We start from the raw sequence: 21,380 nt of genomic DNA, 5'->3' as shown, positions 1-21,380 counted from the left end.
AACGTGACGCCGCGTGACAGGCTGTGCGCCAGCCGTGTGCTCATCATCGGAGTAGGCGGTCTCGGCTGCCCGGCAGCCGCGGTTCTCGCCCGCGCGGGAGTTGGCACCGTCGGTTTGATCGACGGCGACGTCGTGGAGCTGTCGAACCTACCCCGTCAGGTCTTATTCGACGACGCCGATATCGGCCGACCGAAGGCTACCGCCGCGGCCGCTCATCTCCGATCGCAATACCCGTCGACCCACTTCACAACCATCGGCGAATACGTGACTCCGGGCAATGCACCGGACATCCTCCCACGCTTTCAGGTGGCGATTGACGGGACCGATCGGGCCAGCGCGAAGTACCTCGTGAACGACGCGGCAGTCGCGGCGGGGATACCCTTTGTCCACGCCGGGGTCGTCGGATTCGAGGGCCAGGTGCTCACCGTCCTGCCGCACCGTACGGCCTGCCTGCGCTGCCTGTTCCCGGTGTGCCCGGGGGACGGCGAGGTTCCAACCTGTCAGGAGACGGGCATACTCGGGCCCGTTGCGGGCATCATCGGCGCGCTGCAAGCGGCCGAGGCACTGCGCTACCTCCTCGGTCTTGGAGTCGGCAATCGGCTGCTGACCTGCGACGCCGTGCGCCGACGTTGGCGCACGATAGCGCTCGCGCGCAACCCGGCCTGCGGTGCCTGCGGAACGGAGCCGGGAGTCGGGAGCACCGGTGCCGGCGTCGATTCCGGAGCGGACGCCTGAGCGATCGGGTGCGCGGCCCGGCTTGGCTTTCGCTCGGTCGCGGACTTATAGTAGCGAGAACTCTGGCAGGCTGGCGATTACGGGCACGGTACGCGAACCTCGCTGCGGCCGTTGGCCTCGCACCTGCACACACGGACCCACCGTGCGGTCCGTCATAAGGAGAGGGAGCATGAGTGTCCGCGTGCGAATTCCAACCCCTTTACGCCGCTTCACCGGAGGCGCCGAAGAGGTTAGCCTTGCGGGCGACACGATCGGCAGGGTCGTCGACGACCTCGAGCAGCGCTACCCCGGCATCAAAGAGCGCCTCTGCGACGAACAGGGCCGCGTGCGCCGCTTCGTCAATATCTACGTGAACGGGGACGACATTCGGTTCCTCAGCAGCCTCGACACCGTGGTGAAAGACGGCGACGAGATCTCGATCGTGCCGGCGATCGCCGGAGGGTGAACGGTGGCAGGTACCCGGGCCGGGCAGCCGCGGGCGGCGCAAGCGTCGGAGCGCCCCGCCCGGGCCGGCTCCATCCTCGACCTGGTCGGCAATACACCGTTGGTGGAAATTCAGCGGTTCCGCGACGGCGTATCTCCGCGAGTGCGTCTGCTGGCAAAACTCGAGGGATTCAACCCCGGCGGCTCGGTCAAGGACCGGCCGGCGGTGTGGATGGTACGGGACGGACTGCGGACCGGGCAGTTACGCCCCGGGAAGGCGATCATCGACTCGACCTCGGGCAACACCGGCATCGCTCTGGCGATGGCCGGTGCGGCGCTCGGCTATCCGGTCGAACTGGTAATGCCGGCCAACGTCAGTCGCGAACGCAAGCAGATCGTGCAGGCGTACGGCGCTCGCGTAATCTACAGCGACCCGCTCGAAGGCTCCGACGGGGCGATCCTTCTCTGCCGGTCGATCCTCGAACGGGAGGGCGACCGATATTTTAAGCCGAACCAGTACTTCAACCCGGTGAACCCTCTGGCCCATTACGAGAGCACGGGACCGGAGATCTGGGCGGCGACCGCCGGAACCGTGACCCATTTCGTGGCCGGGATCGGCACCGGCGGTACAATCATGGGCACGGGGCGGTACCTCAAAGAGCGCAACCCCGCCATTCAGGTGTGCGCTGCGGAACCTGACGATGCCTGGCACGGCATCGAGGGACTCAAGCACATGGCCAGCTCGATCGTGCCGGGGATTTATCAGGAGAAAGAACTCGACCGGAAGATCGGCGTCTCGACCGACGCCGCTTACGAGGCCGTGTACCGCATTGCGGCCGACGAAGGTCTGGTCGTCGGCCAGTCCTCCGGCGCGGCGATGGTGGCCGCGTTGCAGGTTGCGCGCGAGCTGGACTCCGGGGTCGTCGTCCTGATCTTTTGTGACTTTGGGGACCGCTATCTGAGCACCAACCTGTGGGTGGGTTGGCGCGAGTACCGCCAACGCATTGCAGCAGGCTGAGAGGATCGGCGTGCTCACGGACCGGCAGATCGAACGTTACAGCCGCCAGATCATTCTGCAGCCGGTCGGCGGCCGTGGTCAGGAAAGATTGTTGGGCACGGCGGTGGTGGTGGTCGGCGATCATGTCGCCGGCGACACGGCTCTCGTCTACCTGGCAGCGGCCGGAGTCGGGCGACTGGTGCGCGTTGCACGGAAACCGCCCGCGGCTGGCCGGTCGGCCCCGGATGCGCGGATCGAGACCTGGTCGGGCGCGCCGAATGCGGAAGCGCTCCGCAACGTCGCATCCACGTGCGCGCTGGTGGTATGCGTTGGGACCGTGGCGGAGCTGGAGCCGGCATATGAGGCCTGTTTTGCCGCCGAACGGGCACTGCTGTGGGGCCACTCCGAGGGTCCCCTTGCATGGGTCGCCCGTGTCGGGCTCCCCCATCCCGGGAACGAAGGTGCGCACGCCTGTCCGGCCTGCATCGGTAAGGCGATCGAAGGGATACGATCGGCCGATACCACGCTGGCTCCGGCTGCCACGGCATGGACCGGGGCAGTTCTGGCTACGGAAGCGCTGAAGGTTCTACTGGGGATGCCGGACTCGCCGGGGAGTAACTGCCTCGCTTACGACGCCGCTTGCGGCACGGTGGCGGCGATGGCATTGAACCCCGCGGGAAGCTGTGCGGGCGGCAGCGTCGCCCCCGTTCCTGTGCGCTCCCCTGGGCGGTAACCATGCCCCCGGAGGTTACGGCTAATCCCGGCCTGCTGAAGGTCGACCTGGCCTGGCACGGAGTCACGCTCAGCCCCGGGCTGGCGGCATCGGCAGCGACCGTCTGCGGGCCCCCGACCCGATCCGACGGAACCCTCGGCGTCGAACTGCAGTTGCACGATGACGTCTGGGTGAACGCGCCGGTCGTCGATCCCGTCGCGGGCTCTTCCCCGTTTGCGTTAGAGGGTGTCGATACCCGGGCCGACCTGCGCCGTGACGGCGCAGTGGTTCCGGGGCGGCTCGTCGCGCCGCCGGAGTTCTACGGTCGTCGCACCACGAGTGGGCGATTACTGGCCGAGGTCGCCCGGGTGCAAGGGACCTGTGTGGTCGTCAACCCCCGGGGTTCGTGCGGCATGGCCCTGCGGGGCGGGCCGTGCATTCTGTGTACAGAGGGAGGAGTCCGATCGCCCGACGACCTCTTCCCGTTCTCGCCCGAGGAGGTGACCGAGGCGGTGGGCGCCGCGTTCGAAGAAGGCGTAGCGGAGTTCGTGTACTTCAACATCGGACCGTTCGAAGGGCCCGACGCCGGCATCGCGTTTCTGGAACCTTACGTCCGTGCCGTGAAGCGACATTTCGACACTCTGGTGGCAGTGCAAATGCACCCGCCGACGGAACACGGATGGATCCACCGGACCTACGCGATGGGGGTCGATGCCATCAGTTACAACCTCGAAGCCTACGCCGCGGGCGCGTTCGCCGCGTACTGTCCCGGTCGCGCCGGGCGCATCGGGCGCGCGCGCATCCTCGATGCGCTCGGCCACGCGGCGGTAGTGTTCCCGAGCGGAACCGTGTGGACCGACCTGGCGGTCGGGCTGGAGCCGCCGGAGTCGACGACGGCAGGCATCGACGCACTGGTGGCTGCGGGCGTGGTCCCGGTGCTGGTGTTGGCCCGCGCCGCATTGCGGTCGCGCGGGCAAACGGCAAGCGGGCTCGCGCCGGTCTACACGCATCTGTTCCACGCGGTGCGCCGGGCTCGCATCAACATGGGATGGCTGCGCGACATGAGCTTTGCCGTTACGCCACTGGAAGCGCGCTTCTTTGCCGGCGACGAGGCCCGCGCGGAGGTGCGCCGACAGCAATTTTACCGCTCCTGGTTGGGCACGTTGGCAACCCGGAATCTGGCCCGCCTGCGCCGGCAACTCCGTGTGCGCACGGCGAGCGAGTCGTTCGATTCCTCGCATCTCTGAGGTTCGTAACCGCCACCGCCGGCTCGACTTGCGCTTCCCCATGCCCACACCGCCGGACATAGTCATCGACACGCGTCCGCTCTGGATGGTCCTCGTCAGCCGCAGCCTGCGTCCGCTGCTGGTCGCCATCGGGATCGGACTCTATGGCCTCGTATTGGCTTTACCGGCGCCGGAAGGCCTCAGCGTGGCGGGTCAGAAGGCCCTCGCCATCTTCGCTTTGTGCGTGTTCTACTGGGTTTTCGACGTCCTGCCATTGATGGTCACCGGTGTGCTGGCGATCATCATGTTGCCGCTGACGGGGGTCATGCCGGCCACGAAAGCGTATGCGCTTTTCGGCAACGAGGCGGTGTTCTTCATTCTGGGCGTATTCATCCTGGCCGCGTGTTTGATGAAGTCGGGATTGAGCACGCGGCTGGCGCTGACCATCCTGCGGCGCTTCGGGAAGAGCCCGCGCATGCTGCTGACCAGCGTGTTGATCCTGAATGCCGTCATGTCCTTCTTGATGTCCGAACACGCCGTTGCCGCGATGAACTTCCCGATCGTTTTGGAGATCGTCGCGGTGCTGGGTCTGCGTCGCGGCCGCAGCAATTACGGCAAGGCCATGTTTCTGGCGCTGGCCTGGGGGACGACGATTGGCGGTGTGGCCACGATGCTCGGCGGTGCCCGGGCGCCGCTGGCCATCGGCATGCTTCGCGAGTCCACGGGCCTGTCGTTCAGCTTCGCCGAGTGGTCGGTCGCGATTTTGCCGCTCGTCGTGGTTCTGTTGGCGATTTGTTATTGCGTGATCGTCGCATTCTTCCCCATCGACGTCGAAGACGTCCGTGCGGCCGATGCGGTGTTGCGCGCCAAGAGTCTGGCCCTCGGCCGTATGCGCTACACCGAGGGCGCGATTGCCGGGATCATGCTGATCACGCTGGCGGCCTGGATTGTCGGCGGCGAGGAATTCGGCCTGGCAAACATAGCCCTGGGTGCCGTGGTGGTACTGTTCGTGCTGGGCCTCGTCACGTGGCGCGAAGTCGAGGGTTACGTCAACTGGGGCGTTCTACTGATGTATGGCGGCGCCATTTCCCTCGGTTCGGCCATCAATCAATCGGGGGCCGCCGCGTGGATTGCGCAGGTGACCATTACTCGTTGGGCCACCTCGGGTACGGAAGTCATTGCGGTCCTGTCGTTGCTCGGCATCGTGCTGACAGAAGCCATGAGCAACTCGGCGGTGGTTGCGCTCCTGATGCCGGTGAGTCTGGGCATTGCCGCGGCGTACGGAATGGATCCGCGGGTAATGGCTTTGACGATCGCGGTCCCGGCCGGCCTCGGTTACACGCTGCCGATCGGCACTCCGGCCAACGCGATTGCGTATTCGTCCGGACACCTTACGACTCGCGACATGGTCGTACCCGGGATTCTCCTCGCGGTCGTATCCTGGATTACTTTCAACGCCCTGGCCAACTGGTACTGGCCGCTTATCGGGTTGCACATTACGGGCTCCAGATGAACGGTGTCGTGCTGGTAATACCCCTGGGAGCGCAAGCGCCCGGGGCCGAGGCCTACGCCATAGAGCGGGCGCGGGATGCGGGAGTGCCGCTCGTCGTTGTCGTCGTTGTCGGGTCCGAACTCACCCGGCGCGTCGCCCACACTCTTACGGACGAGGGATGGGTGGGCGAGTGGGTCAGCGACGGCGTTGTGGCGATCGTCGAGCGAGAGCAGCGGGCGGAGGCGGAAGCCTACGGTCGAGCCGTCGCCGCGCGTGCGGCCGAGGCCGGGGTTGCGGCTTCGGCGTGTGTCGAGACCGGCGACCCCGGGGACATCTGCCTGCGCGCCGTCAAGGAGTGCAACGCCGCGGCGGCGGTGCTAGTCACCGAGAAGCCGTCGTGGGTCACGCGCTTTCTCTCCCGCGGCGCAGCGGTCCGGCTACCGACACTGGCCGGCTGCGACATCCGGGTAATGGACGACTGATTTCGTACAGACAAAGGAGTATCGAACCATGCCAGATCTCGTTCCGGTCCACGGCGGCCTTGATGCCCCGATTTCCCGTATCGTACCGCTTTCGCGTCGGACGCAGTTCCTCGCCGAAGCGTCGCAGCTTCCCAGGGTCGAGGTCAGTCGCGCCGATCTCTCGACCGTTTACCGTATTGCCGACGGCACATTGTCCCCGCTGTCGGGTCCGATGGACGAAGAAACCTGGCACAGCGTCCTCGATCACGACGCTATCGACTTCGGCTTCCGCCGCTATGCGTGGACAGCGCCGATATCCTTTCCGGTCACCGACGCCGAAGCGCGCCAACTGCGTGTGGGTCATTCTGCGGCTGTGGTGTACGAAGGCCAGATCGTCGCCATCGTTCGCGTCTCCAGCGTGTTTGCGTGGGACAAGCCCAAGCATCTGGCCCGGTTCTACGGCACCACGCGCACCGATCATCCGGGTGGTCACATGTTGATGGACGATCCGCGCAGCACGCTGATCGGCGGGGAACTGTGGGCGCTGCCGCAGGCGGTGGACCCAGAGTATGCCGAGTTCGTCATGTCGCCGCGGCAGGCCCGGACCCTGATTGCCGAACGCCGTTGGGAACGCGCGCTGGCTTTTCAAACCCGCAATCCTCTGCACCGCGCACACGAATACGCGCTGGTTGCCGGGGTCGAACGGCTGACGCGAGAAGGCGCGTTTGCGGGGGTGGTGCTCAATCCCCTGATCGGCGAACTCAAGGGCGACGACGTTCCCGCGCGCGTGCGGATGCGCTGTTATCGCACCCTTCACGAGCGTCAGCTACTGGGTCAGGGCGACAAGGACGAAGCTCTCTGGGGCGGACGAGGATACGACCTCACCGAGGTCTTCGAGCTCATGGGCCTCGACATCAAGATGCTTTACGGCGGTCCGAAGGAAGCGGTGATGCACGCCATCTACCGTCAGAACCTCGGCTTCACCGATATCGTCATCGGGCGCAAGCATGCGGACGCGCCTTTCGACGACGGCGCGGCGATCTGGGGTGACTTCGATGCGCAGGAGATCTTCGGCAATTTGCGGGGCGATCTGCGCATCCAGCCCTGCAAGATCGGCTTTGCTGCCTACTTCGAGACCGTCGGCCGCGTCGATCTGATGGAGGCGCACCCGCAGGAGAAACCCGTCACGATCTCGGGATCGAAGATTCGCGAAATTTTGACGAAAGGCGAGCGCCCGGACAACCGTATCCTCCGGCCCGAGATTGCGGACATCCTGATCGGCTACTACCGGGAAACCGCAGCGAAGGCTTGAGGGCGCGACTCAGATGCGGGCAAAGTCGACGTAACGGAGGCTTCCGGAAGCATCAGCGCACCGGTGCGGCGTCGATGGCGACGATCAGCACACTCCCCTGTGCGTCGCGCGGACCGCCGACCAGCAACGTCGCGCCGCTCTTGAGGGACAGTGTGGTGTGCATCGTCGGTCGGCGCCCTTCGACCATGATGACGCGCAGCGAAACTCGATCGTCCTTGATCCGCCTTGGAATCACGAGGATGTAGCGGTCACCGGGAATGTCGAGGCGGACCTTGTCTCCCCACGGCACCTGCCGGGTCGCCTGGTCGACCAACTGGTACGACGAGTAGTGTGGGAAAAGGCGGCCGAGTTGCGGCCGCATCGACACGAGGCGCGGATCGAAATCGTCGCCCGCGCTGCTCGCGCGGACGGCGCCGATACTGACTTCCACCGCGCTCGGGGTGGGACTTTGCGCTGCCGCACTCTCGCCCTCTGCCGCCACCAACCGCGGCAGAGCCCCGAGAACGACCGCGGCAACAACGACCCCGGATCGCACCGTCACTCCGCCTCACCCGGGAATCGGTCACCCACCCAGAGCAGAGCGGTCTGCGATTCCCGATCTTCCAGCAACAGAACGGCCTCGACGTCCGCGTCCACCGAGTCGATCCAGGCCGCTCCGCCCGCAGCCATCTGGAGCTGCCCCGGTGCGGCAGGGCGGCCGGACTGGGCCGCATAGAACATCGCAAATGCAGCGGCCGCTGCGAGTGCGGCGTAGGCCGGCACGCGGACCGGCCAGCGCTCGGTACCTTCCCACCACTGTACGAGTCGCTGCCAGAGGGTGCGCGGTTCGACGACCAACCGCCGTTCGATCCCGGGCCAGAAATCGCTGAAATCTATGCCGTCGACCGCCGCGCTCACGCTACCACGCACGAGCTTTTGGAGATGCTCGAGGCTGCGTAACTCCACCTCGCACTCGGGGCACAGCGTGCTGTGCAGCACCACCGCACGCATCTGGTGCGGTGCCAACTCGCCATCGAACAGGAGGGGAATCAGGTTGGCCGCTTCACGGCACGTCATGTGGCATCCTCGACGGTCGTTCCGCGGAACCCTGTTGCGGCGCAAGACCTACAGGCAGTCCTGCAACTTCTTCTGGAGTTTTTTCCGGGCATAATGCAGCCGACTCATGACGGTACCTTTCGAGCACTGCATCACCCGACTGATCTCTTCGTAGGAGAGACCTTCCACTTCGCGCAGGAGTATGACGGCTTTGTGATCGGGGGTCAACTCGTCTACCGCGGCCGCCACCCGCGCGCCGATTTCCCGCGCCTGCGCTTGCTCGAAGGGGTCCGCCAGCCGCTCCTCCTTCAGCTGGAGCGTATAGCCCCGATCGCCTTCCGCGTTCGCCGGTTCCTCGATTGGCACCGTCGGCCGCCGCCGTTCGCGGCGGCGGAAGTCGATGGCCAGATTCACGACGATGCGGTAGATCCATGTGTAAAAGCTCGAATCACCTTTGAAGTTCTGCAGGCTTTCGAATGCCTTGACGAAGGTTTCCTGGGCGATATCGAGCGCATCCTCCCGGTTCCGGACCATACCGAGCGCCACCGCGGTAACCTTCCGCTGGTACCGCTCCACGAGGACCCGAAACGCGTCCCGGTCGCCGTGGCGGACCGCCCGGACCAGATCTCCGTCGCTGCGCTCCACCGCGACACCCTATAGACGGGCTGCCATAGTCGTTATTCAGCTCTTCAGTGAGCCTCTGCCCACGTTCGACCGCTGCCCACGTCGACGCGCAGCGGCACGCGCAGCGGATACACCGTTTCCATCTCTCGGCACACCAGTGTGGCAACCTCGTCGCACCGCGCCTCGGGCACCTCGAAAACGAGTTCGTCATGCACCTGCAAGAGCATTGCAACCGGCAGCCGCTCGGCGCGGATACGGCGGTCGATGGCGACCATTGCCAGTTTGATCAGGTCGGCGGCCGAGCCCTGGATGGGCGTGTTCGCCGCTACGCGCTCCGCGGCCTGGGCAACCCGCCGGTCCACACTGATCAGATCGGGCACCCCGCGCCGGCGCCCCAGAAGCGTCGTCACGTAGCCGCGCTCCCTCGCCTCGGCCAGCGTCGCCTCCAGATAAGAACGCACTCCCGCATAGCGCGCAAAGTAGTTACCGATGTACGCTTCCGCCCGTTCGAGCGGGATCCCCAGTTCGCGCGCCAGCCGTGGCGGACCCATGCCATAGATTATACCGAAGTTGATCGCCTTCGCGGCTCGGCGCATTTCTGCGCTTACCACACCAGGTAGTACCTCGAACACCTCGGCTGCGGTCCGCGTATGTACGTCATCCCCGGCCTGAAAGGCGGCGACCAACGCCGCGTCCCCGGATAGATGCGCCAGCAATCTCAGCTCTATCTGGGAGTAGTCCGCGACCACCAGACGGCAGCCATCGGCCGCTACGAACGCCTGCCGGATGCGGCGCCCCTCTTCCGTCCGGACCGGAATGTTCTGCAGGTTCGGATCGCTTGAGCTTAATCTGCCCGTGGTCGCAACCGTCTGATTGAACGTCGTGTGCAAACGCCCGGTTTGCGGATTCAACGCCGCCTGCAGGGCGTCGACATAGGTCGACTTCAGCTTGGCGACCGAGCGGTAGTCGAGGATCTTCTGCGGCAGCGGATGGATCGCCGCCAGGCGGGAGAGTACGTCCACGTCGGTCGACAGCCCCGTCTTGGTTCGCTTCACGCCCTTGCGGGGCAGCGCCAGACGTTCGAACAAGACTTCACGCAACTGCGCCGGCGAGCCGATGTTGAACGGGCCGCCCGCCAACTCGTAGATCTCCTTTTCGAGCGCGGCGAGGCGCAGGGTCATTTCGGCGCCCATGTCGGCCAGGGCAGCCGCATCGACTCGGATGCCGTGTCGCTCCATGCGCGTGAGGACGGTAACCAGCGGCATCTCCAGGTCGAAAAAGAGCCGCGTCAACCCCTGTTGTTCCAGACGCGGGGCCAGTCGATTACGCAGCTCGCAGAGTACCGACACGCCGCTGGCCATCCACGCCGGTTCGGCCCGGAAGGCCGGCAATCGCGCCCCGAGTACCGCTATCGCCAGCTCCTGGAGCTCGTGGGTCGCGGTCGCCTCGAGCAGATACGAGGCAACCATGGCATCGAACGCCGGCCCCATGCTGTCAATGTCCGTCAACGCCGCCAGCCCGTGCAAGTCGTGCTTCCAGTCGTGAGCCACCTTTTCCACCTGCGGATCACACAACACCCCGAGCACGCCCGCGACTGCCGCCGCATCGTCGAGCGGTACCTCGACCGGTGTCCGCCCGGGTGGAGCCAGAGTGATCGTGCCGGCGCCGGCACCCCCCGGGGCCCAGGCGATCGCGATTTGCCCGGCCGCACGGGCTAGCGCCGCGAGGTCGTCCCACTTCGACGGGTCGCCGACTCGTTCGGCCGTCACGGTGACCGCCGGTGCGGTGGCGGCAATATCGCGAACCAGACTTTGAAAGCCCAACCGACCGAAGATGGCACGCAGGACGTCGTTTGCGCGGGGCCGCAGCCGGAAGCGTTCGAGGTCGCAGTCGAGATCGACATCGCAGCGGACGACGGCGAGGGTACGGCTCAACCGCGCCCCCTCGGCTTCATCCCGCAGGGTCGACGCGAGTTTCTTTGCGCCACGGATGGTGGTGGACCGTGCCAGCTCGTCGAGGCGAGCCAGCAACTCCTCGACGCTGCCAAAGTGCTGAATCAAGGCCGTCGCGGTCTTCTCCCCGATACCCTTGACGCCCGGGATGTTGTCAACGGCGTCCCCCATCAGTCCCATGACGTCCGGGATCCGAGCCGGCGCGACCCCCCAGCGCTCGCGCACAGCAACTTCGTCGAAAATGCGATCCCGCATCGTGTCCCACACTCGCACCGCAGGGCCCACCAGTTGCATCAGGTCCTTGTCTCCGGAGACGATGACGACGTCGGCACCGGCCGCGGCCGTACGAACCGCAACCGACCCGATGACGTCGTCGGCCTCAACGCCCGGCACGGCGAGACTGTAGATTCCGAAGGCGTCGACCACTTCGTGGACGAGCGGCAACTGTACGGCCAGGTCGTCCGGCATCAGCGGTCGGTTGGCCTTGTACGCGGCAAAAAGGTCGTCCCGGAACGTCGGCCCCGGTGTATCGAACACCGCGGCGACGTAGCCGGGCTGCACCTCGCGCAGCAGCTTCATCAACATCGTGCTGAAGCCGTACACCGCGTTCGTCGGCAGACCGGTTGGGCTCGTCAGCGGCGGCAGAGCGTGGAAAGCGCGGTAAACGTAGGAACTGGCGTCGATCAGGTAGAGTACGGGCCGTTGGCTCGGCATGTGCGAGGCCGCGACCGTAACAAAGGCGCACCGGGCAGCGCAACCCGCTCCGGCACCTGCACGGTCACAGCAAGATCACGTCGATCTCCACGCAAGCGTTGAGCCCGTCCGCAGACGACGGAATGCCCACCGGACCATCGGCCTGCACGAGGTTGAAGAAAGCCTTGGGCCCTCCGGCCTCCGGTCCGGTTACGGCAGCAGTTTGGCGTGCGCGAGGCATGGCAGTTCTCGTCGAACTCGCTCGACATAGTCGCGGTCGACATCGGCGAGAACAAGACCTTCGCCGTCGGTTGCGCGGGCCACCACGACACCCCACGGGTCGACGATCATCGAGTGACCGTAGTTGAGGCCACCGCTGGCGCTCTGGCCGGTCTGGTCGGGGGCAATCACGTAGACCTGGTTCTCGATCGCCCGGGCCCGCACCAGCACCTCCCAGTGGGCGGCGCCGGTCGGAAACGTGAAAGCAGAAGGGACGAGAACGATCTCCGCGCCGGCTCGACTCAAGCGCCGGTACAATTCGGGGAAGCGCAAGTCGTAACATACGCTCATGCCGATGGCGCCGAGCTCGGTCGGCACCGTCACCGGATGGTCGCCGCCCTGACGCGTGTCCGACTCGCGGACACTCACGCGGCCCGGCAGGTCGACGTCGAAGAGGTGGATCTTGCGGTAGCAACCGGCGATGGCTCCCTCCGGTCCGACGAGGACGCTGGTATTGAACGGGCGGCCGGCGGGATTCGCTTCGAGTAACGATCCGGCCGCAAGGTGAATGCGCAACCGGCCGGCGAGGCGGCACGCCCACGCGGTCGTCGGGCCGGGAATAGTTTCCGCGTGTTCCGCTTCTCGAGCGGCCGGACCTCGCCAGGAGAACACCTCGGGAAGCACGACTAGCCGCGCACCGCGCTGCGCCGCCTCGACGACGAAACGTTCGGCCCGCTCCAGGTTGGCCCCCCGGTCCGCGCCGGCATCAAGCTGCACGGCCGCAACGACGTAACGACGCACCTGGCACCCTCCCGCTCGCGAAGCTATCGACCCGCCGAGGAACGGTCAATCGGCGGGTCGGCGCCGGACCCCGATCAGGGGCCTCCGCCAGAGAAGGTACCAGCCGGCTCAGAGTTGCCGGTCCGGCGAGCGGCGTGCTACTGCTTAAAACAGCGCGACGAGGCTAGATGACGCGGCTCATCAAGCGGTACTTGAACCGCAAGTTGTACGACACCCGGGCGAGCAGGTACGTCACTCTCGACGGCATCGCCGAAATGGTACGTAACGGCGAGGACATCCGCATCGTCGACAACGCCACTGGCGACGACATCACGATCGTCACTTTTGCCCAGATCATCTTCGAGGAGGCCAAACGGAAGAACGGTTCCCTCGGCCTGCCCGTGCTCCGGCGCCTGATCCAGGTCGGCGGCGAACGAGTCCAGGAGTTCTTCCTCGGCAGCGAGCGGGGACGCGACGGCGCCGTCCCGGCCGGCGAACGCGGCAAACAAACGCCGACCGACGGCGCGCAGAGTTCGCCCGCGGCCGAGGAAAGTGCCGGCCGCGGGCTAATCGGCGAGATCCTCGAACTCCCCCAGAAACAGCTCGAACAGCTACAACAGCGGATCGACGGCCAGGTGCGCGCTTCGCTCGAGCGGGTCACCGCTCATCCGACCTTCCAAGCAGAACTACGCCGGTTGGAGCACAGCGTCCACAGTCTGGAAAAGCAGCTGGCCCGCCTGCGCCGCCGGCCCGCCGCTGGCGCCGCACGCACCAAACGCCGGCCCCGGACGACTCCCGGGGCCCCACCGGCGTGATCCGGCCTGTCTCCCCGGCGTTGCGGCCACGGCCGCGACTTCATATAAGACCGCATCATGCCGCTGGCCGAGGGAAGGCTGCAGGCGCTGGGTGCAGCGCTGGTCGACGCGTTACTCAAACAGGGCTTCGTCCACCCCACCACCGACCCGGCGGTCGTGCAGCGACGCATCGTCGAATTGCTGGCCGAAAACCTCGAGCAGGACCGCTTGCTCGAAGAAGAGGCCGAGCGGCTGGCCCGGACGCATGCGCGACAGATGGTCGGCATGGATCAACGCAAGATCATTCAGGGAATTAAGGAACGCCTCGCCCGCGAGCGCGGCTTCCCTCTCTAACCGCACATGCGTTTCAGCGAAGGCCGCAAGTCTCACCTTGCCCACGTCATCGTGCGGACTCTGCGCGACGAGGGGCTCGCCAGGGTGGAAAACGACCGTCTCGTCCTGGCCGAGATCAAGCGGGTACTCGACGAAGACCACGTCGTGGACCAGCGGCTAGATGCCGCCGTCCGCCGCAAGATAGCCTCGCTGTCGCGGCAGGTTCCCCCTGGAAGCCGCGAGTGGGACGTGCTTTACCGGCAATACTACGCCGAGGAATCGCGCAAGACTAAGCCACGCAGCACCTCTTGACATCGTAACGAGCCGGGTTAGTTTCGTCGCGCCCACGGCAGATCGAGGCGTCGGTTCGCCCGTGAGCAATCGGCGGCCGGCGGCGCCCGGTCGTCCATCTGAACAATCAGACCGCCAAAAAGGAGAGGCCAAGATGAAGATTCGTCCATTGCAAGATCGGGTGATCGTGACGCGGATCGAAGACGAAGAGAAGACCAAGGGAGGCATCATCATCCCCGATACCGCGAAGGAGAAGCCGCAGCAGGGCAAGGTTGTCGCGGTTGGCAAGGGCAAAGTCGGAGACGATGGCAAGGTGATCCCGCTCGACGTGAAGGTAGGGGACCGTATCCTCTTCGGAAAGTATGCCGGTAGCGAAGTGAAGCTCGAAGGCGAAGAACACCTGATCATGCGCGAGGACGACATTTTGGGAGTGCTCGAGGGCTGAGGGCCGAGCGCCGCGAGGAAGGAGATAACGACAATGTCAGCAAAGATCGTGAAGTTCGGCGAAGAGGCCCGGGCCAAGGTCCTGGCCGGCGTGAAGATTTTGGCCGATGCCGTCACCGTGACACTCGGCCCCAAGGGCCGCAACGTCGTACTCGAAAAGAGCTTCGGCGCGCCGACGGTCACCAAGGACGGTGTGACCGTCGCCAAAGAAATCACCCTCGAAGACAAGTTCGAAAACATGGGCGCACAGATGGTGCGCGAAGTTGCCTCCAAGACGTCGGACGTCGCCGGCGACGGCACGACGACGGCCACGGTACTCGCCCGGGGAATCTTTACCGAGGGCGCCAAGATGGTTGCGGCCGGACACGACCCGATGACCTTGAAGCGGGGGATCGACAAGGCGGTCGGCGCCATCATCGACGAACTGAAGAAGCTCTCCAAGGCCACCAAGGAGCGCAAGGAGATCGCTCAGGTAGGCACGATTTCCGCCAACAACGACGCCACCATCGGCGATATCATCGCCGAGGCGATGGAGAAGGTCGGCAAGGAAGGCGTCATCACGGTCGAAGAGGCCAAGGGCCTCGAAACCACGCTCGAGGTGGTCGAGGGGATGCAGTTCGACCGCGGCTACCTCTCGCCGTATTTCGTCACCGATCCCGAGAAGATGGTGGCGACGATCGAGGATGCCTATCTCCTGATCCACGAGAAGAAGATCAGCTCCATGAAGGACCTCCTGCCGGTCCTCGAAGCCATCGCCCGCACCGGCAAGCCCTTCCTGATCATTGCCGAGGACATCGAGGGCGAGGCGCTGGCGACGCTCGTCGTCAACAAGATTCGCGGCACGCTGCAGTGCTGCGCCGTCAAGGCTCCCGGTTTCGGCGATCGCCGCAAGGCCATGCTCGAAGATATCGCCATCCTCACCGGCGGCCGGGTCATTGCGGAAGAGCTGGGCATCAAACTGGAGAACGTCACTCTCAACGATCTCGGTCGCGCCAAGCGGCTGGTGATCGACAAGGATAACACCACCATCGTGGACGGGGCCGGCAAGAAGGCCGACATCGAAGGCCGCATCAAGCAAATCCGCGCCCAGATCGACGAAACCACCTCGGACTACGACCGCGAGAAGCTGCAGGAACGGCTTGCCAAGCTGGTCGGCGGCGTGGCCGTGGTGCGCGTCGGCGCGGCCACTGAAATCGAAATGAAAGAAAAGAAGGCGCGGGTCGAGGACGCTCTGCATGCCACCCGCGCCGCCGTCGAGGAGGGTATCGTACCCGGCGGCGGCGTGGCGCTGATCCGCGCCGGTGCCGTGCTCGACGGACTCACCGCCCAAGACGAAGAGCGTGTCGGCGTCAATATCGTCCGCCGCGCGATCGAAGACCCTTGCCGCTGGATCGCCACCAATGCCGGCTGGGACGGCTCCATCGTCCTCGACAAAGTGAAGAACGGCAAAGGCGCGCACGGTTTCAATGCGTTCAGCGAGGAGTTCGAAGACCTGCTCAAAGCCGGCATCGTCGATCCGACCAAGGTTGTGCGCACGGCCCTGCAGAACGCGGCCTCGGTCGCCGGCTTGCTGCTCACCACCGAGGCCATGGTCGCCGAGAAGCCCGAGGACAAGAAGGCCCCGCCGATGCCGCCGGGCGGCATGGGTGGCATGGGCGGCATGATGTAATTCGGTCGCCGGTCTGCGCTTCCGAGATAGACAGGCCCGGGGACGATCAACCGTTCTCGGGCCTGTCCGTTTTCACCCGTCGTTAAGCCGCCAGTCGGTTGGTGGCGTTCCCCGCGAATTCCCCGTATCCGGGTGCCTTTCTCTATCTTCTCGACGATCTCTTCGACCGTCTCGACATCGGCGATGCCGGCGGCGGCGGCGGCATCCAGCGCGGGCTGCGGCCCGCAACCCATGGCCTGACCAGCCATGCCTGTGCGATGGCTCGGCCCCCGCCGAGCCGTCCCCCGACCATTGCGGCCCGGCGGATCGACTCTGGGACGGCCTCTCGGTTAAGGCGTTTACCGATGGCGAACCGGCCCCGAGGGTGTGGGCGACTCCGCGAGGTGTCTCAGCGATCTCGGCAGACTGCGGCACGCCGCAGTCTGCCGGGGAGGTGCGGCCCCTTCATTCACGCGAGAAGCGCAGCGGGTGTTCTTTGTCGGTCGTGAAAATCAGCAGGGTCGAACCATCGGTAACGATGCGTTCGCCGTCTTCGAGGGACTTCAGGTACTTGATCTCCTGGGCCATGACCGACGGATGACAAACGCGGCGTGTTGCCGCGAGCGGTCCCACCTTGATGGTCTCTCCCTCGATCTTGACCGTACCCACGAAACGATTGCAGGAACCGTTGCCGGCAATCTTGCCCTCCTCGGGAAACGTTAGCGTTGCCTCGGCGAAGTCGACCACGGCGTGGCCGCCAAGGTTTTGGAGCTCCCATTCCGTGCCGACGAGATCGCCCGGCGCCACCAGAACGCCACTGCCGGGGGGCGCCCAGGGCGCGCTTGCGCAGGCAGAAAGCGTCGCGGCAAGAGCGACCCCAATAGCGACCCTCACGAGCACTCGATCCCGCGTAAGCATGGCTGCATCTCTTACACCGCCGGCGCACGCGTGGCTACCGCCACGTGTGTCCGCCGTAAACGGACCCTTTCGCCCCCCTCCCGCTGTTGGCCCGGGCGTCACACTACAGGCATACTGCGCGGCGCGAAGGAGATCGGCCATGCCCCCAACCCGAATCGCCGACACGCTTGCAAACGAGTCCTACGTCAACCTCGCCACCTTCCGGCGCAACGGCAAGGCGGTCCAGACCCCGGTCTGGTTCGCCATCATCGCCGGCAAACTGTACGTGGTAACCGACGGCACTTCGGCCAAGGTGAAGCGCATCCGCGCCACGAAGAAGATTCGGGTGGCGCCGTGCAACGCCTGGGGCGGGGTGACGGGACCCTGGGTCGACGGTACTGGCCGCGTACTGACGGACCAGACCGCGATTCGGCGCGCCCACGCCGCTCTGCAAGAGAAATACGGCTGGCAGATGTGGCTGCTCGATACGACCTCAAGCCTGTTCGGCCGCATCGGCCGCCGCGCGTACCTCGAACTCAGTCTGGGGTGATGGCCGGGGAAGTCGAGGCGGAGGGAGGCTACTCGCAACCTGCGCCGACGCAGATCGGACTCCGGCCCCGATTACTGCCGTTCGAGGGCGGCACGGAGGTCGGGGGACAGGTCCGTGTCGAAGTCGAAGCGCAGCGGCGTGATCCCCACGGCGCCGCGGCGCAGAACCTCGATGTCGCCCTGGTCGTCCTCGTCGAGATCGGTGAGCCAGCGGAAACGATGCACGTAGCCACCGTCCGGGCCCGGCTCGAACAACGGCCCGTACCGCGACCGTGACACGCGCGCCACGCGCCGTGGTGTCCGCAGCCCCACGTCCGCCGGCATGTTTACCGAAAAGCAATCGACGTGCGCGGGATAACCCCCGGCCAGGATCGTCTCCAACACCTCGACGGCAACCGCCGCCGCAGCTAACGGCTGCTCCCCCAGCGCTTCGACCCGCGCCGCGCCGGTCAATCCATAGGCGTCGTTCGGAATCGCCATGGAGAACGCCACCGCCGGCAGACCCGCGATCCAGCCTTCGATCGCCCCGCCGACCGTGCCGCTCGACAGCACGAAGGCACCGCCGTAATTCAATCCGAGATTAATGCCCGAAACGACGATGTCGGGCGGCGCGTCGAAGAGCGTGTGAATGCCCAGACTGACGCAGTCCGCCGGTGTCCCGCTGACCGCATGCATGGCGCAGCCCTGCCGTGTCGTCGTCGCCACCTGCAGCACCTCGAACCGTGAAATGGCCTTGCCGATCCAACTCCGTTCGCTGTCCGGCACAACCACCCGAACCCGCCCGAGCCGCCCCAGTGCTCGCGCCAGAGGAACCAGCGCCGGCGAGTCGATGCCGTCGTCGTTGGTGAGCAGGATGGTACGCATGACGCCGGCGAACATAGCGGTGTCGCAGCAGACCGGCAAACTAGGATCGGCGTAGCCTCGATGCCGGTCAGTCAAAGTGCCACCGTGTCTTGCCGGGGTCTCGCCTGCCGGGCACGGACCTCTTGACCGACCGTCACTGGGGTTGATGGTCGTCTCAGGTCTGACCGTCACGCCGCGCCGATCAGCGTGTGCGCCGTGCTGTCGGTCACCGTTACGTCGACGAGATCCCCGGGTCGGAGATCCGCCGGCGCCGGGAACACGCACGTCTTGAAGTGGCGGGTCTTGCCGGCAAGCCAACCGGCACGGCGCCTGGCGGGTCCTTCGACAAGCACTTCGACGGTCGTACCCACAACGGCGCGGTTGATAGCCGCGGCGTGCTGCTCCTGCAGCGCGATGACCGCCTGCAGCCGGCGCGCCTTCTCTTCCTCCGAGACGGTCTCCCCCCAACGGTAGGCCCTGGTGCCACTGCGCGCCGAGTACTTGAACATGAACGCGCCGTCGAACCGCACCTCGTCGAGCAACGACAACGTCGCCGCAAAATCGTTCGCCTCTTCGCCGGGGAACCCGACGATCACATCGGTCGTCAGCGCAATGCCCGGAATCGCGCACCGCAGCCGCGCCACTAAATCGAGGTATTCCGAACGGGTGTATCCTCGTTCCATACGGGCAAGGATGCCGTCTGAACCCGACTGCACCGGCAGGTGCAGCTGGGGACAGACCGCGGGGCAGGACGCTATCACGTCAACGACCGCCGGGGTCATGTCGGCCGGGTGCGGCGACGTGAAGCGCACCCGCGCGAGGCCCGGCACCACCGCGGTCCGCCTCAGTAACTCGGCGAAGTCGACCCCGTCATGACGGTAAGCGTTGACGGTCTGCCCCAGATACACGACCTCGCGGTAACCATCGGCGGCGAGGCGGCGAACTTCGTCGAGCAGCGCCTCGGCGGGGAGGCTGCGCTCGCGCCCACGCACGTACGGCACGACGCAAAAAGTGCAGAACTTGTCGCACCCGCGCATGATGGTCACCCACGCGCGCACGCCGCGTTCGCGCTCCGCAACTATATCAGCGTAAGTTTCGTCACGATCGAGCCGCACATCGACGAGCGTATCGGCGCCGTCGGCCGCCAGAAGTTCCGGCAGGCGGCGATAAGCGTCCGGTCCAACGACGAAGTCGAGAAACGGCATGGCGTCGAGGAGACGATCGCGCAGGTGTTGCGCCATACAGCCCGCCAACCCGACCCGAACTTCCGGCCGGCGCGCCTTGTGCCGCCCGAGATCGCTTAAGCGGCCGAGCACGCGGGCCTCGGCGTGTTCGCGAATGGCACAGGTGTTGAGCAAAATGACGTCGGCGTTGGACGGGTCCTCAGTGCGGCGATACCCGTGGCGGCCAAGGTGTCCGAACATGACTTCGGTGTCGGCCAAGTTCATCTGACAGCCGAAGGTCTCGATGTACACGGAGGGCATGTTGAACGGGGAAACCGGCCCTCTTATATATCGGCCAGACAACACGCTGACAACGCGAGGCTCATGATGTCCGCCCCGTCTTTCGACCAGCTAGAGGCCACGTTGCTACTCTGCCCCCGCTGTCGTGTCGCCGTGCCGGTGCGTAAGCGGTTGCTGTTGATCCTGCCCGAAGGGAACAAGTTCGAGTACCTGTGTACCCAGTGTTCGTCAGTCTGCGGCGACAAACTGGAACCGGACCGTCCGCCCGGCGAGCGCCTGTACATGTGACACGCCACCCGAAGCCCTGAGGACCCCAGACCCCTCGTTCCCTTCAATCTTCGGCGCTCTCACCGCCCTTGTACCTCAGGAATTCGCGCACGAACGACAGCGATTCCATCGACCGCATGCGGTCGAGATAGACGGCGCCCTGGAGATGATCGCATTCGTGCTGAACGACCCGGGCATGAAATCCCGTCACCGGGTAATCCAGCGGCCGGCCGGTTCGATCCCAGGCCTGAACGCGCACGGCGGTGTACCGCGGAACCCGCCCACGCAGATCGGGTACGCTCAGACAGCCTTCCCAGTCCTCCTCGGTTTCCGCGGTCAGGGGCGTAATCGTCGGATTGATCAGGACCGTACGCGGAATGGCCGGCGCGTCCGGATAGCGCGGATTCGCCTGGACCTCAAAGACGACGACCTGCTGCGAGACGTGCACCTGCGGCGCCGCGAGCCCGGCACCGTCGTGCTCGATCATGGTTTCGACGAGGTCATCAATGAGTTGCTGTATATGCGGGGCTCCGATGGCTTCCGGCGGGATCGGCTCCGCCACTCGTCGCAACACAGGGTGCCCGAGTCGTGCGACCTTGAGGATAGCCATTGGACTCGTGTAGCACTGCGCCCTGGAAGCTTCCATGCGATTACGCTTGGCCAGGTCGCGGCCGACCGTGTAGCATCGCGCGTCCGCCGACGGCGCGGACCTGTCGGACGATGCAGAAGGGGCAGCATACGAGAGAAGGAATGACGGGGAGCAAAGTGGCATGACCAGAAATGCAAGGTACCTGAGGGTGGCGCTCGTCGCCCTGGCAATGTCGTGTGCGGTTACGGTCGGGGCCGAAGAGCAGCCCGAGATCACGACGGTCGGTGGGATCGCCGACACCGTCGCCATCGAGAACCTGGTTGTTCGCGATGGCGTGGTGAACGGAACGCTGGCCAACCGCACCGGTCGAGCACTTCGGGACGTCAAGATCCTCGTCCGATACGCCTGGTTATGGAAGAACGAGCGGGCACCGCAACGGGACAACCCGGGCCGGTCGTATTACACGATCGTCGCCGGAGAAGTGCCGTCGCACGGCACGTTGACGTTCGTCTATCGTCCTGAGCCGCCGCTGCCGCAGCGCACCGACGGGCGGTTCGACCCGTCGGTAGAGGTAGTGGGATTTACCGAAGTAGGCGATTGA

General features: G+C 65.6%; 24 protein-coding genes and 1 pseudogene. 15 read left to right on the top strand and 10 right to left on the bottom strand.

What is annotated here, in order from left to right; genetic code table 11:
* The first annotated feature begins 3 nt into the window (after positions 1-3).
* The 8 genes from L6Q96_10640 to L6Q96_10605 all read left to right on the top strand — a co-directional run bounded on the left by L6Q96_10640 (position 4) and on the right by L6Q96_10605 (position 7,358).
* Positions 4-735, top strand: coding sequence for a HesA/MoeB/ThiF family protein (locus tag L6Q96_10640; protein ID MCK6555021.1), 732 nt, complete (start codon positions 4-6; stop codon positions 733-735).
* Positions 736-904: 169 nt separating this feature from the next.
* Complete coding sequence (locus tag L6Q96_10635; GenBank protein ID MCK6555020.1) at positions 905-1,180, top strand: MoaD/ThiS family protein; 276 nt, start codon at positions 905-907, stop codon at positions 1,178-1,180.
* A 72-nt stretch (positions 1,181-1,252) separates the two neighbouring features.
* Complete coding sequence (locus L6Q96_10630; GenBank protein MCK6555019.1) at positions 1,253-2,176, top strand: cysteine synthase; 924 nt, start codon at positions 1,253-1,255, stop codon at positions 2,174-2,176.
* Positions 2,177-2,186: 10 nt separating this feature from the next.
* Complete coding sequence (locus L6Q96_10625; protein MCK6555018.1) at positions 2,187-2,888, top strand: hypothetical protein; 702 nt, start codon at positions 2,187-2,189, stop codon at positions 2,886-2,888.
* A 2-nt stretch (positions 2,889-2,890) separates the two neighbouring features.
* Complete coding sequence (locus L6Q96_10620; protein ID MCK6555017.1) at positions 2,891-4,114, top strand: hypothetical protein; 1,224 nt, start codon at positions 2,891-2,893, stop codon at positions 4,112-4,114.
* Positions 4,115-4,154: 40 nt separating this feature from the next.
* The gene (locus L6Q96_10615) at positions 4,155-5,606 is read left to right on the top strand and encodes a DASS family sodium-coupled anion symporter (GenBank protein ID MCK6555016.1); all 1,452 of its coding nucleotides are present in this window, start codon (positions 4,155-4,157) and stop codon (positions 5,604-5,606) included.
* A complete protein-coding gene (locus L6Q96_10610; GenBank protein ID MCK6555015.1) occupies positions 5,603-6,067 on the top strand; it encodes a hypothetical protein in 465 nt (154 codons plus the stop codon). Before L6Q96_10615 ends, L6Q96_10610 begins: the two co-directional genes overlap by 4 nt.
* Positions 6,068-6,095: 28 nt before the next feature.
* Entirely contained in the window at positions 6,096-7,358 is a 1,263-nt protein-coding gene (locus L6Q96_10605; GenBank protein ID MCK6555014.1) for a sulfate adenylyltransferase, read from the top strand.
* 52 nt (positions 7,359-7,410) lie between these two features.
* On the opposite strand, the gene L6Q96_10600 is transcribed toward L6Q96_10605, so the two are convergent.
* The 6 genes from L6Q96_10600 to L6Q96_10575 form a co-directional block, all read right to left on the bottom strand.
* Positions 7,411-7,893, bottom strand: a complete 483-nt coding sequence (locus tag L6Q96_10600; GenBank protein ID MCK6555013.1) for a hypothetical protein — start codon at positions 7,891-7,893, stop codon at positions 7,411-7,413.
* A 2-nt stretch (positions 7,894-7,895) separates the two neighbouring features.
* Positions 7,896-8,414, bottom strand: coding sequence for a zf-HC2 domain-containing protein (locus tag L6Q96_10595; GenBank protein MCK6555012.1), 519 nt, complete (start codon positions 8,412-8,414; stop codon positions 7,896-7,898).
* A 48-nt stretch (positions 8,415-8,462) separates the two neighbouring features.
* A complete protein-coding gene (locus tag L6Q96_10590) occupies positions 8,463-9,038 on the bottom strand; it encodes a sigma-70 family RNA polymerase sigma factor (protein ID MCK6555011.1) in 576 nt (191 codons plus the stop codon).
* A gap of 44 nt (positions 9,039-9,082) precedes the next feature.
* Positions 9,083-11,683: a DNA polymerase I gene (gene polA, locus L6Q96_10585; protein ID MCK6555010.1), complete on the bottom strand. Its 2,601-nt coding sequence runs from the start codon at positions 11,681-11,683 to the stop codon at positions 9,083-9,085.
* A 64-nt stretch (positions 11,684-11,747) separates the two neighbouring features.
* Positions 11,748-11,903 (bottom strand): hypothetical protein, encoded by a 156-nt coding sequence (locus L6Q96_10580; GenBank protein MCK6555009.1) that lies wholly within the window; start codon positions 11,901-11,903, stop codon positions 11,748-11,750.
* Positions 11,873-12,682 carry a carbon-nitrogen hydrolase family protein gene (locus L6Q96_10575; GenBank protein ID MCK6555008.1) on the bottom strand — a complete coding sequence of 270 codons (810 nt, stop codon included), beginning with the start codon at positions 12,680-12,682 and terminating at the stop codon, positions 11,873-11,875. The genes L6Q96_10580 and L6Q96_10575 overlap by 31 nt, the downstream gene beginning before the upstream one ends.
* Positions 12,683-12,849: 167 nt before the next feature.
* Between L6Q96_10575 and L6Q96_10570 the strand changes: the two genes are divergently transcribed.
* The 4 genes and pseudogenes from L6Q96_10570 (at position 12,850) to groL (ending at position 16,192) form a co-directional block, all read left to right on the top strand.
* Positions 12,850-13,476 carry a polyhydroxyalkanoate synthesis regulator DNA-binding domain-containing protein gene (locus tag L6Q96_10570; GenBank protein MCK6555007.1) on the top strand — a complete coding sequence of 209 codons (627 nt, stop codon included), beginning with the start codon at positions 12,850-12,852 and terminating at the stop codon, positions 13,474-13,476.
* A gap of 57 nt (positions 13,477-13,533) precedes the next feature.
* A pseudogene (locus L6Q96_10565) lies at positions 13,534-14,100 on the top strand (DUF507 family protein).
* A gap of 133 nt (positions 14,101-14,233) precedes the next feature.
* A complete protein-coding gene (gene groES, locus L6Q96_10560) occupies positions 14,234-14,524 on the top strand; it encodes a co-chaperone GroES (GenBank protein ID MCK6555006.1) in 291 nt (96 codons plus the stop codon).
* A 33-nt stretch (positions 14,525-14,557) separates the two neighbouring features.
* The gene (groL, locus tag L6Q96_10555; protein ID MCK6555005.1) at positions 14,558-16,192 is read left to right on the top strand and encodes a chaperonin GroEL; all 1,635 of its coding nucleotides are present in this window, start codon (positions 14,558-14,560) and stop codon (positions 16,190-16,192) included.
* Positions 16,193-16,636: 444 nt separating this feature from the next.
* Here the strand turns inward: groL and L6Q96_10550 are convergent, their stop codons facing one another.
* Positions 16,637-17,065 (bottom strand): META domain-containing protein, encoded by a 429-nt coding sequence (locus L6Q96_10550; protein MCK6555004.1) that lies wholly within the window; start codon positions 17,063-17,065, stop codon positions 16,637-16,639.
* A gap of 163 nt (positions 17,066-17,228) precedes the next feature.
* Here L6Q96_10550 and L6Q96_10545 point away from each other — a divergent pair, with 163 nt between their 5' ends.
* Complete coding sequence (locus L6Q96_10545) at positions 17,229-17,618, top strand: PPOX class F420-dependent oxidoreductase (GenBank protein MCK6555003.1); 390 nt, start codon at positions 17,229-17,231, stop codon at positions 17,616-17,618.
* 71 nt (positions 17,619-17,689) lie between these two features.
* On the opposite strand, the gene surE is transcribed toward L6Q96_10545, so the two are convergent.
* Together surE and miaB are read right to left on the bottom strand one after the other, a co-directional pair.
* Positions 17,690-18,556: a 5'/3'-nucleotidase SurE gene (surE, locus tag L6Q96_10540; GenBank protein MCK6555002.1), complete on the bottom strand. Its 867-nt coding sequence runs from the start codon at positions 18,554-18,556 to the stop codon at positions 17,690-17,692.
* A gap of 92 nt (positions 18,557-18,648) precedes the next feature.
* Positions 18,649-19,935 (bottom strand): tRNA (N6-isopentenyl adenosine(37)-C2)-methylthiotransferase MiaB, encoded by a 1,287-nt coding sequence (gene miaB / locus L6Q96_10535; protein MCK6555001.1) that lies wholly within the window; start codon positions 19,933-19,935, stop codon positions 18,649-18,651.
* Between the two features lie 72 nt (positions 19,936-20,007).
* Here miaB and L6Q96_10530 point away from each other — a divergent pair, with 72 nt between their 5' ends.
* Entirely contained in the window at positions 20,008-20,211 is a 204-nt protein-coding gene (locus L6Q96_10530) for a hypothetical protein (GenBank protein ID MCK6555000.1), read from the top strand.
* 43 nt (positions 20,212-20,254) lie between these two features.
* Here the strand turns inward: L6Q96_10530 and def are convergent, their stop codons facing one another.
* The gene (gene def, locus L6Q96_10525) at positions 20,255-20,800 is read right to left on the bottom strand and encodes a peptide deformylase (protein MCK6554999.1); all 546 of its coding nucleotides are present in this window, start codon (positions 20,798-20,800) and stop codon (positions 20,255-20,257) included.
* 160 nt (positions 20,801-20,960) lie between these two features.
* On the opposite strand from def, the gene L6Q96_10520 reads away from it, so the two are divergent.
* Positions 20,961-21,380: a hypothetical protein gene (locus L6Q96_10520; GenBank protein MCK6554998.1), complete on the top strand. Its 420-nt coding sequence runs from the start codon at positions 20,961-20,963 to the stop codon at positions 21,378-21,380.

This window comes from Candidatus Binatia bacterium (genome assembly GCA_023150935.1).
GTDB lineage: Bacteria > Desulfobacterota > Binatia > HRBIN30 > HRBIN30 > JAKLJW01.
Note: the sequence above shows the minus strand (reverse complement) of the source record. Positions and strands in the feature narration are given on the sequence as shown.

Bases quoted from the DNA above. Each gene is read 5' to 3' on its own strand.
- L6Q96_10635 (MCK6555020.1), top strand. From the start codon at position 905: ATGAGTGTCCGCGTGCGAATTCCAACCCCTTTACGCCGCTTCACCGGA.
- L6Q96_10620 (MCK6555017.1), top strand. From the start codon at position 2,891: ATGCCCCCGGAGGTTACGGCTAATCCCGGCCTGCTGAAGGTCGACCTG.
- L6Q96_10615 (MCK6555016.1), top strand. From the start codon at position 4,155: ATGCCCACACCGCCGGACATAGTCATCGACACGCGTCCGCTCTGGATG.
- L6Q96_10610 (MCK6555015.1), top strand. From the start codon at position 5,603: ATGAACGGTGTCGTGCTGGTAATACCCCTGGGAGCGCAAGCGCCCGGG.
- L6Q96_10605 (MCK6555014.1), top strand. From the start codon at position 6,096: ATGCCAGATCTCGTTCCGGTCCACGGCGGCCTTGATGCCCCGATTTCC.
- L6Q96_10595 (MCK6555012.1), bottom strand. From the start codon at position 8,414: ATGACGTGCCGTGAAGCGGCCAACCTGATTCCCCTCCTGTTCGATGGC.
- polA (MCK6555010.1), bottom strand. From the start codon at position 11,683: ATGCCGAGCCAACGGCCCGTACTCTACCTGATCGACGCCAGTTCCTAC.
- L6Q96_10580 (MCK6555009.1), bottom strand. From the start codon at position 11,903: ATGCCTCGCGCACGCCAAACTGCTGCCGTAACCGGACCGGAGGCCGGA.
- L6Q96_10570 (MCK6555007.1), top strand. From the start codon at position 12,850: ATGACGCGGCTCATCAAGCGGTACTTGAACCGCAAGTTGTACGACACC.
- groES (MCK6555006.1), top strand. From the start codon at position 14,234: ATGAAGATTCGTCCATTGCAAGATCGGGTGATCGTGACGCGGATCGAA.
- groL (MCK6555005.1), top strand. From the start codon at position 14,558: ATGTCAGCAAAGATCGTGAAGTTCGGCGAAGAGGCCCGGGCCAAGGTC.
- L6Q96_10545 (MCK6555003.1), top strand. From the start codon at position 17,229: ATGCCCCCAACCCGAATCGCCGACACGCTTGCAAACGAGTCCTACGTC.
- L6Q96_10530 (MCK6555000.1), top strand. From the start codon at position 20,008: ATGATGTCCGCCCCGTCTTTCGACCAGCTAGAGGCCACGTTGCTACTC.
- def (MCK6554999.1), bottom strand. From the start codon at position 20,800: ATGGCTATCCTCAAGGTCGCACGACTCGGGCACCCTGTGTTGCGACGA.
- L6Q96_10520 (MCK6554998.1), top strand. From the start codon at position 20,961: ATGACCAGAAATGCAAGGTACCTGAGGGTGGCGCTCGTCGCCCTGGCA.